Source organism: Vibrio sp. 10N.261.52.C11, from assembly GCF_041471405.1.
Lineage (GTDB): Bacteria > Pseudomonadota > Gammaproteobacteria > Enterobacterales > Vibrionaceae > Vibrio > Vibrio crassostreae_C.
Genome location: NZ_JBFROI010000028.1, coordinates 81,334 through 93,847 on the forward strand (window position 1 = coordinate 81,334; position 12,514 = coordinate 93,847).

At 45.4% G+C, this 12,514-nt stretch carries 10 protein-coding genes and 2 tRNA genes; all 12 read left to right on the forward strand.

Going from position 1 to position 12,514, the window contains the following annotated elements; all coding sequences use genetic code 11:
• Nucleotides 1-47 precede the first annotated feature (47 nt).
• The 12 genes from folP to pnp all read left to right on the forward strand — a co-directional run bounded on the left by folP (nt 48) and on the right by pnp (nt 12,507).
• Nucleotides 48-878 carry a dihydropteroate synthase gene (gene folP, locus AB4323_RS11775; protein ID WP_017063276.1) on the forward strand — a complete coding sequence of 277 codons (831 nt, stop codon included), beginning with the start codon at nt 48-50 and terminating at the stop codon, nt 876-878.
• A gap of 21 nt (nt 879-899) precedes the next feature.
• On the forward strand, nt 900-2,240 hold the full coding sequence (gene glmM, locus AB4323_RS11780) for a phosphoglucosamine mutase (protein WP_372152538.1): 1,341 nt from the start codon (nt 900-902) through the stop codon (nt 2,238-2,240).
• A gap of 294 nt (nt 2,241-2,534) precedes the next feature.
• Entirely contained in the window at nt 2,535-2,867 is a 333-nt protein-coding gene (secG, locus tag AB4323_RS11785) for a preprotein translocase subunit SecG (RefSeq protein ID WP_017059392.1), read from the forward strand.
• A gap of 16 nt (nt 2,868-2,883) precedes the next feature.
• Nucleotides 2,884-2,968 (forward strand) — tRNA-Leu (locus tag AB4323_RS11790).
• 53 nt (nt 2,969-3,021) lie between these two features.
• A tRNA-Met gene (locus AB4323_RS11795) sits at nt 3,022-3,098 on the forward strand.
• 234 nt (nt 3,099-3,332) lie between these two features.
• The gene (gene rimP, locus AB4323_RS11800) at nt 3,333-3,788 is read left to right on the forward strand and encodes a ribosome maturation factor RimP (protein ID WP_004738265.1); all 456 of its coding nucleotides are present in this window, start codon (nt 3,333-3,335) and stop codon (nt 3,786-3,788) included.
• 35 nt (nt 3,789-3,823) lie between these two features.
• Entirely contained in the window at nt 3,824-5,311 is a 1,488-nt protein-coding gene (gene nusA / locus AB4323_RS11805) for a transcription termination factor NusA (RefSeq protein ID WP_017059230.1), read from the forward strand.
• A gap of 22 nt (nt 5,312-5,333) precedes the next feature.
• Entirely contained in the window at nt 5,334-8,024 is a 2,691-nt protein-coding gene (infB, locus tag AB4323_RS11810; protein WP_017059231.1) for a translation initiation factor IF-2, read from the forward strand.
• A gap of 134 nt (nt 8,025-8,158) precedes the next feature.
• On the forward strand, nt 8,159-8,572 hold the full coding sequence (gene rbfA / locus AB4323_RS11815) for a 30S ribosome-binding factor RbfA (RefSeq protein ID WP_372152541.1): 414 nt from the start codon (nt 8,159-8,161) through the stop codon (nt 8,570-8,572).
• Entirely contained in the window at nt 8,572-9,525 is a 954-nt protein-coding gene (gene truB / locus AB4323_RS11820; protein WP_017059233.1) for a tRNA pseudouridine(55) synthase TruB, read from the forward strand. The genes rbfA and truB overlap by 1 nt, the downstream gene beginning before the upstream one ends.
• A 213-nt stretch (nt 9,526-9,738) precedes the next feature.
• Nucleotides 9,739-10,008, forward strand: a complete 270-nt coding sequence (gene rpsO / locus AB4323_RS11825) for a 30S ribosomal protein S15 (RefSeq protein ID WP_010436144.1) — start codon at nt 9,739-9,741, stop codon at nt 10,006-10,008.
• 378 nt (nt 10,009-10,386) lie between these two features.
• Entirely contained in the window at nt 10,387-12,507 is a 2,121-nt protein-coding gene (pnp, locus tag AB4323_RS11830; RefSeq protein ID WP_017059234.1) for a polyribonucleotide nucleotidyltransferase, read from the forward strand.
• Nucleotides 12,508-12,514: the final 7 nt, after the last annotated feature.

The following is a 12,514-nucleotide window of genomic DNA, read 5'->3' on the forward strand; positions in this document are numbered from 1 at the left end:
TTTCTGTTTATAGCCTATGGTGTTTTTCCCTTTAAGACCGGCCTTCCATGATATTAAAAGCAAAGAATAAAACTCTCGTGTTAGATCGCCCACATGTGATGGGCATCCTCAATGTCACCCCTGACTCTTTCTCTGACGGTGGGAAATTTAACTCACTTGATAATGCCTTACAGCAAGCTGAACGCATGGTTCAAGCGGGCGTTAGCATTATCGATATTGGTGGTGAGTCAACTCGACCTGGCGCTCCTGATGTTTCGTTAGAAGAGGAGCTTGCCCGTGTCATTCCTGCTATTAAAGCCATTCGTGCCAAGTTTGATGTGTGGATCTCGATAGATACCAGTAAAGCGGAAGTGATGCGCCAAGCTGTTGAAGCGGGCGCTGATTTGATCAATGATGTGCGCGCTTTGCAAGAGCCTGGAGCATTACAAGTCGCCGCTGATGCTAATGTTCCGATTTGTCTGATGCACATGAAAGGTCAGCCGAGAACCATGCAAGCTAACCCAAGTTATGATGATGTTCTTCAGGATGTAGAAGCATTCTTGCAAGAAAGGGTAGAAGCGTGTGAGGCGGTGGGTATTTCAAAAGATCAGCTGATCCTTGACCCTGGCTTTGGCTTTGGGAAAACCATCGAACACAATTATCACCTACTAGCGCATCTTGAAAAGTTTCATTCGTTAGGCTTACCTGTTTTAGCGGGGATGTCGAGAAAATCGATGATCTTTAAATTGCTAGACAAGGTTCCGGCCGACTGCATGGTCGCAAGCGTCACTTGCGCGACGATTGCCGCGATGAAAGGCGCACAAATTATTCGCGTTCATGATGTCGAGGAGACACTGGAAGCGATGAAAATAATCGAAGTGATGAACAACAATCACTAAATATAATTAAGGAAAATCACTATGTCTGATAAAAGACGTTATTTCGGCACAGATGGTGTGCGTGGCAAAGTAGGCCAGTACCCGATTACACCTGATTTTGTTCTGAAGCTTGGCTGGGCTGCGGGTCGTGTTCTTGCGAAGCAAGGCACAAAGAAAGTCATCATTGGTAAAGATACTCGTATCTCTGGTTACATGCTTGAGTCAGCGCTAGAAGCTGGCCTTGCTGCTGCTGGTCTTCAGGCTACGTTTACTGGCCCAATGCCAACACCTGCTGTGGCTTACCTAACTCAAACCTTCCGCGCTGAAGCCGGTATTGTTATCTCTGCATCACACAACCCATACTACGATAACGGTATCAAGTTCTTCTCTTCTGAGGGAACAAAACTGCCGGACGATATCGAGTTGGCAATTGAAGCAGAGTTGGATAAAGACATCGAATGTGTTGATTCTTCAGAGCTAGGTAAAGCAGTACGTTTGAACGATGCGGCTGGCCGTTACATCGAGTTCTGTAAAAGTACGTTCCCACATAAAATGACATTAGCTGGCATGAAGATCGTTATCGATTGTGCACATGGTGCGACTTACCACATTGCGCCTGCTGTATTTAAAGAACTGGGTGCTGAGGTCGTTGCGATTGGTGTTGATCCAAACGGTACTAACATCAACCACGAAGTCGGTGCGACGGATGTACGTGCTCTGCAAGCAAAAGTGCTTGAAGAAAAAGCGGCATTAGGTCTTGGCTTTGATGGTGATGGTGACCGTATCATCATGGTTGACGAGCTAGGCAACAAAGTTGATGGCGACCAAATCGCTTACATTATTGCTCGTGATGCACTGCGTCGCGGTGAGTTGAAAGGCGGCGTTGTTGGTACACTAATGACCAACCTGGGTATGGAAAACGGCCTTAAGCAGTTAGGTATTCCGTTTGTACGTGCTGCTGTTGGTGACCGTTACGTAATGGAACAGCTTCTTGCTAAAGGCTGGAAGATCGGCGCTGAAAACTCGGGGCACGTTATCCTACTAGATAAAGTGACGACGGGTGATGCTATCGTTGCTGCTCTGCAAGTTTTGGCTTCAGTTGTTGATAGCGAAATGACACTGAATGAGTTGTCTCAGGGCATGACGTTGTACCCTCAAGTTCTAGAAAACGTTCGTTTCAGCGGAGATTCAAACCCACTAGAAGCCGAAGCGGTAAAAGCAGCGGTTGTTGAAGTAGAAGCAGAGCTTGGCGAGAAAGGCCGTGTACTATTACGCAAGTCTGGTACCGAGCCACTACTGCGTGTCATGGTTGAAGGCGAAGATGCAGAGCTTGTTCAAGCATCAGCGCTTAAGATTGCAGATGCAGTAAAAGCAAACTGCTAATTTAACCTTTTACTTAGCTGGCGCAGCGAATAGCGCTTGTGATTAGAAGTGGTTGACTTATATCACGGTCAAAAGATATAACGGTCAAAAGAGACATAAATGAGTTTTGTGTCGCTTTTGACCTTTTTTTGACCATTCACTTGGTAAAGGCTTATTTTTTAGCAAATTCTCCTTGTCAGCCATCGTCGCATTCGCTAGTATTGCTCGGCCTTCAGTTAGGAGGTCGCTAGCCTTGTTCTTAAAAATAGTTTTTTGAACGGCGCTGGCTCAACAATTAGGAACATAGGTGGAAAAATGTTTACAGTTCTACTTGTGATTTACCTGTTGGCAGCGCTTGGTGTAATTGGCCTAGTGTTGATTCAACAAGGTAAAGGCGCAGATATGGGAGCCTCTTTCGGTGCTGGCGCTTCAAACACTGTGTTTGGTGCTGGTGGCTCAGGAAATTTCCTTACCCGAATGACTGCAATTTTTGCAACTACATTTTTTATCCTTAGCTTAGTGCTTGGTAATATGTCTACACATAAAACTGAGTCACAATGGATTGACCCGACCCAAGGTCAGGTGATTCAACAAGCTGATGATGCAGTGAGTGAAGTTCCGGCGCAAGGCGACGAAATTCCACAATAATCTGTAAAGATTTGATGCCGAGATGGTGAAATTGGTAGACACGCTAGCATGAGGTGCTAGTGCCTTAGGGTGTGAGGGTTCGAGTCCCTCTCTCGGCACCATGTTTACAAACTTGTAAAACATCTTGTTGGGCGTATAATGCTCGCAAGTCGGACGCGGGATGGAGCAGTTTGGTAGCTCGTCGGGCTCATAACCCGAAGGTCGTCGGTTCAAATCCGGCTCCCGCAACCAATTTCAATGCTATTATATAGCTTGTATTGGTAGCAAGTTTGCACAGTGTGAACCTCACTGTGAGTTAGGTGCGATATCGAATGTGATGGCACTTAACATATAAGGGTCCAGCAACAAAAACCCCGGCTTATACGGGGTTTTTTGTTATCTAAGCATTTGTAAATGTATTTAGATAATGTTTGCTTGGAATTTAAATTGGGCTTTGAGCCCTTTTTTTGTTTCTGGAGTGGTTAAATGACTGGTTTAGAAAGACAACTTACTGAAATGCTTGACGCTCCAGTAGCAGCATCAGGTTATGAGTTAGTTGGATTAGAATTTATTCGTGCTGGTGAGCACTCAACGCTACGTATTTACATCGATTCACCAAACGGTATCAATGTAGATGATTGCGCTGAAGTTAGCCACCAAGTAAGTGCCGTAATGGACGTTGAAGATCCAATTTCAGTGGCTTATAACCTTGAAGTGTCTTCACCAGGTTTAGAGAGACCACTGTTCAAAGCAGAGCATTACCAACAATTTATTGGTCACGAGGTAAGCATCGTTTTGAAAATGGCTGTCGGCAACCGTCGTAAATGGAAAGGTGATATCCAATCTATCGAAGGCGAGACAGTGAAAGTATTGGTTGAAGGACAAGAAGAAGAATTCGTCCTGAGCAATATTGCGAAAGCTAACCTGATCCCTAAATTTTAGTTCTCCTAGAGAGAAGAGCTTAAGAGGCTAGATTAATGAACAAAGAAATTTTGGCGGTAGTAGAAGCTGTTTCAAATGAGAAAGCAGTTCCTCGTGAGCGTATTTTTGAAGCGCTTGAAATCGCGCTTGCAACGGCAACAAAAAAGAAAAGCGAACTAGAAATTGAAGTTCGTGTTGAAATTGACCGTAAAACGGGTGATTTCGAAACTTTCCGTCGTTGGGAAGCTGTTGAGGAAGTTGAATTCCCAACAAAAGAAATCTCTATTGAAGCTGCAAAGTACGATGACCCAGAGATCGAACTTGGCGGTTTCATTGAAGATGATATCGAATCAGTAACGTTTGACCGTATTACGACTCAAACGGCTAAGCAAGTTATCGTACAGAAAGTACGTGAAGCTGAACGCGCTCAAATCGTTGAGCAGTTCATCGATAACGAAGGCGAGCTAGTAACTGGCGCAGTTAAGAAAGTTAACCGTGACACTATTATTCTAGACCTAGGTAACAACGCTGAAGCGGTAATCCTTCGTGATGACCAACTTCCTCGTGAAAACTTCCGTCCAGGTGACCGTGTTCGTGGTCTTCTTTACGCAGTTAAACCAGAAGCTCGTGGTTTCCAGCTTTTCGTTACTCGTTCGAAGCCAGAAATGCTAGCTGAACTATTCCGTGTTGAAGTGCCTGAGATTGGTGAAGAGCTAATTGAACTTAAAGGTGCTGCACGTGACGCTGGTTCTCGTGCTAAAATCGCTGTGAAAACAAACGACAAACGTATTGACCCAGTTGGTGCGTGTGTTGGTATGCGTGGCGCACGTGTACAAGCTGTTTCTAACGATCTTGGTGGTGAACGTATCGATATCGTTCTTTGGGATGATAACCCGGCTCAATTCGTAATCAACGCAATGGCTCCTGCTGATGTTGCTTCAATCATCGTTGATGAAGACGCACACTCTATGGATATCGCTGTTGAAGCGGATAACCTAGCACAAGCGATTGGCCGTAGCGGTCAAAACGTACGTCTAGCGTCTCAACTTACTGGTTGGGAACTGAACGTAATGACTGTTGCTGATCTTGAGAAGAAGCACCAAGAAGAAGCAGTTGCTTCTATTGAAAACTTCATGAAGCACCTAGACATTGAAGAAGACTTTGCTCAAATGCTTGTTGAAGAAGGCTTCTCTACGCTTGAAGAAGTAGCATACGTTCCTGTGAACGAGCTTCTTGAAGTAGACGGTCTAGACGAAGGTATCGTTGAAGAACTACGTAACCGCGCAAAAGACGCACTGACTACTCTAGCGCTAGCGAAAGAAGAAACTTTCGACGGTGTTGAGCCTGCTGAAGACTTACTTGCACTTGAAGGTCTTGAGCGTGAAATGGCTTACAAGCTAGCAGCAAAAGGCGTTGCGACACTGGAAGACCTAGCTGACCAAGGCGTTGATGAACTAGAAGGCATCGAAGACCTAACTGCAGAGCGTGCAGGCGAGCTAATTATGGCTGCGCGTAACATCTGTTGGTTCGGCGACGAAGAATAATTCAGCAAGGAGAGAAAGCGGTATGACACAATTAACAGTTAAAGCACTGAGTGAAGAGATTGGTACGCCAGTTGACCGCTTAATTGAACAACTTGCTGATGCAGGCATGAAGAAAGCAGGGTCGGATCAAGTGACTGATTCAGAGAAGCAAACATTGCTAACGCACCTTAAAAAGGAGCACGGCGATACTTCAGGCGAAACAGAACCGACTCGTTTAACTCTTCAACGCAAGACCCGCAGCACGCTAAGTGTTGCCGCTGGAGGCGGTAAGAGTAAGGATGTTCAAGTAGAGGTACGTAAAAAGCGTACTTACGTGAAGCGCAGCACTATTGAAGATGAAGCGAAACGTGAAGCTGAGGAAGTAGCTAATCGTGAAGCGGAAGAGAAAGCACAACGCGATGCTGAAGAGCAAGCGAAACGTGATGCTGCAGAGAAAGCACAGCGCGAAGCCGAAGAAAAAGTAACACGTGAAGCGGATGCAAAACGTGAAGCTGAAGAGAAGGCTCAACGCGCACAAGCTGAAAAGGCTAAAAAAGACATGAATTCAAAAAATGCAGACGCTAACGCACAAGCGAAAAAAGAAGCGGATGAACTTAAAGCTCGTCAAGAGCTAGAAGCAACTCGTAAAGCAGAAGCTGAAGCAGCTAAGCTTGTTGAAGAAGCTCGTAAGTTAGCAGAAGAGAACCAAGAACGTTGGTCTGAAGAAGAGAAGAAGAAGAAAGAGCAAGAGAAATCTGCGGATTACCATGTGACTACTTCTACTTACGCTCGTGAAGCTGAAGATGCGGCAGATAAGAAAGATGAGAAAGCACCTCGTCGTCGCAAGAAGAAAGCAGCTCCTGCTAACCAACCTGCAAACAACCGTGGTGGTCGTAACCAACGTGGTCGTGGCGGTAAAGGTAAGCTTGCTAAACCAACTTCAATGCAGCAAGGCTTCGATAAGTCAGCAACTGTTGCTAAATCTGACGTTGCTATCGGCGAAACTATCGTTGTTTCTGAACTGGCTAGCAAAATGTCAGTTAAAGCAACTGAAGTTATCAAAGTAATGATGAAGATGGGCGCTATGGCGACTATCAACCAAGTGATCGACCAAGAAACAGCACAACTTGTTGCTGAAGAAATGGGTCACAAGGTAATCCTACGTAAAGAAAACGAACTTGAAGAAGCAGTACTAGCTGACCGTGATAGCGATGCTATCGCTGAAGGTCGTGCTCCTGTTGTTACTATCATGGGTCACGTTGACCACGGTAAAACTTCAACACTTGATTACATTCGTAAAGCACACGTTGCTTCTGGCGAAGCTGGCGGTATCACGCAGCACATTGGTGCTTACCACGTAGATACTGACAACGGTATGATCACTTTCCTTGATACTCCTGGACACGCGGCGTTTACAGCTATGCGTGCTCGTGGTGCTCAAGCGACAGATATCGTTGTACTTGTAGTTGCAGCAGACGATGGCGTAATGCCACAAACAATCGAAGCAATCCAGCACGCGAAAGCGGCAGGCGTTCCTCTGATTGTTGCTGTGAACAAGATCGATAAAGAGGGTGCAAACCCAGACAACGTTAAGAATGAGCTAGCTCAATACGACGTTATCCCTGAAGAATGGGGTGGTGAGAACATCTTCGTTCACATCTCTGCTAAACAGGGTACAAACATCGATGGTCTTCTAGAAGCTATCCTTCTTCAGTCTGAAGTTCTTGAACTTACAGCGGTTAAAGAAGGCATGGCGTCTGGTGTTGTTGTTGAATCTCGTCTTGATAAAGGTCGTGGTCCAGTTGCAACAGTACTAGTACAGTCTGGTACTCTAAACAAAGGCGATATCGTTCTTTGTGGTCAAGAGTACGGCCGTGTTCGTGCAATGCGTGATGAAAACGGTAAAGACATCGAAACTGCAGGTCCATCTATTCCTGTAGAAATTCTAGGTCTTTCTGGTGTTCCTTCGTCAGGCGATGAAGCGACTGTTGTACGTGATGAGCGTAAAGCACGTGAAGTTGCGAACTACCGTCAAGGTAAATTCCGTGATGTTAAACTAGCTCGCCAACAAAAAGCGAAACTAGAGAACATGTTCGCGAACATGACGGCTGGCGAAGTTGCTGAGCTTAACGTGGTACTTAAAGCTGACGTTCAAGGTTCTGTAGAAGCGATTGCTGACTCTCTACTGAAACTGTCAACTGACGAAGTGAAAGTGAACATCGTAGGTTCTGGTGTTGGTGGTATTACTGAAACTGATGCAACGCTTGCTGCAGCTTCTAACGCTATCATCCTTGGTTTCAACGTTCGTGCTGACGCAACTGCGCGTAACACGGTTCAGAACGAAAACCTAGATCTACGTTACTACTCAATCATTTACCAACTAATTGACGAAGTTAAACAGGCGATGGGCGGTATGCTTGCTCCTGAATTCCGTCAAGAGATCATTGGTCTTGCACAAGTTCGTGACGTATTTAAGTCGCCTAAACTTGGTGCAATCGCTGGTTGTATCGTGACTGAAGGTACGATTAAGCGTAGCAACCCAATCCGCGTACTTCGTGAAAACGTTGTTATCTACGAAGGTGAACTAGAGTCACTTCGTCGCTTTAAAGATGACGTACAAGAAGTTAAGAACGGTTACGAGTGTGGTGTCGGCGTTAAGAACTACAACGACGTTCGCGTTGGTGACCAGATCGAAGTATTCGAAATCGTTGAGGTTAAACGTACTCTAGACTAATCAGTCTGTACGACTCGACATATTGACTAAGGTTACTAACATTACTAGTAAAGGTAATAAGTAATCGGTTGTTGAATACACCATGGGGGGCTGGTAATTACCAAGCCCCCCATCTTTCTAAGTGAGAAAAGAAAATGTCAAAAGAATTTAGCCGCACACAACGTGTGTCTCAGCAGCTTCAAAAAGAGCTTGCTCTTATCCTACAACGTGAAGTTCGTGACTCACGTATTGGTATGGTAACTATCTCAGACGTAGAAGTGTCTCGTGACCTTGCTTACGCAAAAGTGTTCGTGACTTTCCTGTGTGTTGGTGAGCAAACTCCTGAATCATGCCTTAAAGCTCTTAAAGAGCATGAAGTGCCAGTTCGTATGGCTCTTGGTAAGCGTATTCGCCACCGTCTAACGCCTGAAGTTCGTTTTACTTACGACAACACACTAGTAGAAGGCATGCGTATGTCTAACCTAGTAAGTGAAGTTCTGAACGATGATAAGCGTAAGCAAGAAGAAGCTGGCCGCACTGACGAAGCTCAGTCTGAGGGCGAAGAGTAATGGCTCGCCGTCGTAAAGGTCGCCCTATCAACGGGGTAATTCTATTAGATAAGCCGACTGGCATTTCGTCTAATGATGCACTGCAAAAAGTAAAGCGTATTTACTTTGCAGAGAAGGCAGGGCACACCGGTGCTCTGGATCCTCTTGCGACTGGCATGCTGCCAATTTGTCTTGGTGAAGCAACGAAGTTCTCTCAGTTTCTTCTAGATTCTGATAAGCGCTACGTTGTTATCGCTAAGCTTGGTGAGCGTACCAATACCTCTGACTCTGATGGTGAAGTGGTAGAGACACGTGATGTTAACGTGACTCAAGAACAGCTTGAACGTTGCATTGCGAGCTTCAAGGGTGAAACCGATCAGATACCATCAATGTTTTCGGCATTGAAGTATCAAGGTAAGCCTTTGTACGAATACGCACGTGCAGGTATCGAGGTTCCTCGTGAGTCTCGTAAGATCACTGTGTACTCTATTGAACTGCTTCGCTTTGAAGGTGATGAAGTTGAAATGGAAGTGCATTGTTCGAAAGGCACATACATCCGCACAATTACCGACGACCTTGGTGAAATGCTAGGTTGTGGTGCTCACGTGACCATGCTTCGTCGTACAGGTGTCGCAAAGTACCCATACGAGCGTATGGTGACTTTGGAGCAGTTAAACGAGATCCTAGAGCAAGCACAGGCGCAAGAAATTGCACCGAAAGAGCTGCTTGATCCACTGCTGATGCCAATGGACACTGCCGTTGAAGACTTACCAGAAGTAAACCTGAACGCGGAACTGACTGACCTAGTTCAGCACGGTATGCCAGTTCAGGTTGCTGGTGCGCCAACTGAAGGCACGGTTCGTATGACAAGTGGCGAAGAGAAGCTGTTTGTCGGCGTAGCTCAGATTGCTGAAGATGGCCGAGTTGCACCGAAGCGTTTGGTTGTTTTCAGAGATGAAGAGCCACAAGCGTAGCGCTTACATCGGATCTTAGCGCTGAGTCGTGAAAAGTGAGCAAATAAGATAGAAAGCGAACGCCTAATTTAGGTGGTTCGCTTTTTTCGTTTTTAATGGGTTCGATTGTTATTGCACCAACTGACAAACTTCCCTATAATCCTCGGCTCGCGTAGCGGCTGAATCAGAGATTGGCTGCTACAAATATAAACTTACTCTTATCAGGAGAGAATTATGTCTCTGAATGCAGAAACTAAAGCAGCAATCGTTGCAGAATACGCACAATCTGAAGGCGACACAGGTTCACCAGAAGTACAAGTAGCACTACTTACTGCTTCTATCAACCACCTACAAGGTCACTTCAAAGCGCACAAACACGATCACCACAGCCGTCGTGGTCTACTACGTATGGTTTCTAGCCGTCGTAAGCTTCTTGATTACTTGAAAGGCAAAAACCTTGCTCGTTACCAAGACCTAATCAAGCGTCTAGGCCTACGTCGCTAATAGCGATGTCTGCAAAGACAGTTTGAAGAAAAGGAGCATTTATGCTCCTTTTTTTGTGCCTGTAAGAAAATGCTAGGCTGGATGCTCAGAATATCATCTGGCTTTTTCTGATAGGAAATATATCTCCTAATAAAAATAGTTTATACTACGCCCGCCTATAGCGTTTTCAGCGTTTGGCAATCAACCTCTCAAGAGATTACAGTCACAGATGTCGGCCAATAGGTCGCGACTATTCAAAGGCGGATTTGGTCTTAATTCGGCGTATGAACACATACAAAGAGTCACCATCCTAAGTCCCTTTTCACTAGTCGCGATTGGTAATGTCTTGAGTCATTATTCACTTAATCTAAAGTCTGACTTTAGAGCTAAGGATATACAATGTTTGAAAAACCAGTTGTAAAATCGTTCCAGTACGGTAACCACACCGTTACTCTAGAAACGGGCGTAATTGCACGTCAAGCTACTGCTGCTGTAATGGCGACTATGGACGATACTTCAGTATTCGTTTCTGTTGTTGCTAAGAAAGAAGCAGTTGCAGGTCAAGACTTCTTCCCACTAACAGTAAACTACCAAGAGCGTACATACGCTGCGGGTAAAATCCCTGGTGGTTTCTTCAAGCGTGAAGGTCGTCCATCTGAAGGCGAAACACTAACAGCTCGTCTGATTGACCGTCCAATTCGTCCACTTTTCCCAAGTGCGTTTAAAAACGAAGTTCAAGTTATCGCTACGGTTGTTTCTATCAACCCTGACGTAAACCCAGACATGATCACTATGATCGCAACATCTGCTGCGCTTGCTATCTCTGGTGCTCCATTCAATGGTCCTATCGGTGCTGCACGTGTTGGTCACATCGACGGCGAACTTGTTCTTAACCCATCAAATACTGAGCTTGAAAACTCTAAACTAGACCTAGTTGTGTCTGGTACAGAAGGCGCAGTACTTATGGTTGAATCTGAAGCAGATAACCTATCTGAAGAAGAAATGCTTTCAGCTGTTGTTTACGGTCACGACCAACAACAAGTTGTAATCAAAGCAATCAACGAGTTTGCTGCTGAAGTTGCAACTCCATCTTGGAACTGGGAAGCACCAGCAGTTAACACTGAGCTTAAAGCTCAAGTTGCTGAACTTGCTGAAACTCGTCTATCTGACGCGTACCAGATCACTGAGAAAATGGCTCGTTACGAGCAAGTTGGCGTAATCAAGAACGACGTTGTTGAAGCTCTAATTGCACAAGACGAAAACCTAGATGAGCGCGAAATCCGCGGCATGCTTGGTTCTCTAGAGAAAAACGTAGTACGTAGCCGCATCATCGCTGGCAACCCACGTATCGATGGCCGTGAAAAAGACATGGTTCGTGCGCTAGACGTACGTACTGGTGTTCTTCCACGTACACACGGTTCTTCTCTATTCACTCGTGGTGAAACTCAAGCACTTGTTACTGCAACGCTTGGCACACAACGTGATGCTCAAATCATCGACAGCCTGATGGGTGAGAAGAAAGACAACTTCCTTCTACACTACAACTTCCCTCCATACTGTGTAGGTGAAACTGGTTTCGTTGGTTCTCCTAAGCGTCGTGAAATTGGTCACGGTAAGCTTGCTAAACGTGGTATCCAAGCAGTAATGCCTTCTGTTGAAGAATTCCCATACACAGTTCGTGTTGTATCGGAAATCACAGAATCTAACGGTTCTTCTTCAATGGCTTCTGTATGTGGTACATCTCTAGCTCTTATGGATGCTGGTGTTCCAATCAAAGCTTCTGTTGCGGGTATCGCAATGGGTCTTGTTAAAGAAGGCGACGATTTCGTTGTTCTTTCTGACATCCTTGGCGACGAAGATCACCTAGGTGACATGGACTTTAAAGTAGCAGGTACTAACGCTGGTATCACTGCACTTCAAATGGACATCAAGATCGAAGGTATCACTAAAGAGATCATGCAAATTGCACTTAACCAAGCGCAAGGTGCACGTAAGCACATCCTTTCTGTAATGGATGAAGCTATCTCTGGTGCTCGTGAAGATATCTCTGAATTCGCTCCACGTATCCACACAATGAAAATCAGCTCTGATAAGATCAAAGATGTTATCGGTAAAGGCGGCGCAGTTATCCGTGCTCTTTGTGAAGAAACTGGTACTACAATCGAAATCGAAGACGATGGCACAATCAAGATTGCTGCTACTGAAGGCGCAGCTGCTAAAGAAGCTATCCGTCGTATCGAAGAGATCACAGCTGAAGTTGAAGTTGGCCGCATTTACCAAGGTAAAGTTGCTCGTCTAGCTGACTTCGGTGCATTCGTTACTATCCTTCCAGGTAAAGATGGTCTAGTACACATCTCTCAAATCGCTGACAAGCGCGTTGAGAAAGTGTCTGACTACCTAACTGAAGGTCAAGAAGTTCCTGTTAAGGTTCTTGAAATTGACCGTCAAGGCCGTGTACGTCTAAGCATGAAAGAAGCAGTTGAAACGCCAGCTGAAGGCGAAGCACCTGCTGCTGAGTAATTCTCAG

Bases quoted from the DNA above. Each gene is read 5' to 3' on its own strand.
- folP (WP_017063276.1), top strand. From the start codon at position 48: ATGATATTAAAAGCAAAGAATAAAACTCTCGTGTTAGATCGCCCACAT.
- glmM (WP_372152538.1), top strand. From the start codon at position 900: ATGTCTGATAAAAGACGTTATTTCGGCACAGATGGTGTGCGTGGCAAA.
- secG (WP_017059392.1), top strand. From the start codon at position 2,535: ATGTTTACAGTTCTACTTGTGATTTACCTGTTGGCAGCGCTTGGTGTA.
- rimP (WP_004738265.1), top strand. From the start codon at position 3,333: ATGACTGGTTTAGAAAGACAACTTACTGAAATGCTTGACGCTCCAGTA.
- nusA (WP_017059230.1), top strand. From the start codon at position 3,824: ATGAACAAAGAAATTTTGGCGGTAGTAGAAGCTGTTTCAAATGAGAAA.
- infB (WP_017059231.1), top strand. From the start codon at position 5,334: ATGACACAATTAACAGTTAAAGCACTGAGTGAAGAGATTGGTACGCCA.
- rbfA (WP_372152541.1), top strand. From the start codon at position 8,159: ATGTCAAAAGAATTTAGCCGCACACAACGTGTGTCTCAGCAGCTTCAA.
- truB (WP_017059233.1), top strand. From the start codon at position 8,572: ATGGCTCGCCGTCGTAAAGGTCGCCCTATCAACGGGGTAATTCTATTA.
- rpsO (WP_010436144.1), top strand. From the start codon at position 9,739: ATGTCTCTGAATGCAGAAACTAAAGCAGCAATCGTTGCAGAATACGCA.
- pnp (WP_017059234.1), top strand. From the start codon at position 10,387: ATGTTTGAAAAACCAGTTGTAAAATCGTTCCAGTACGGTAACCACACC.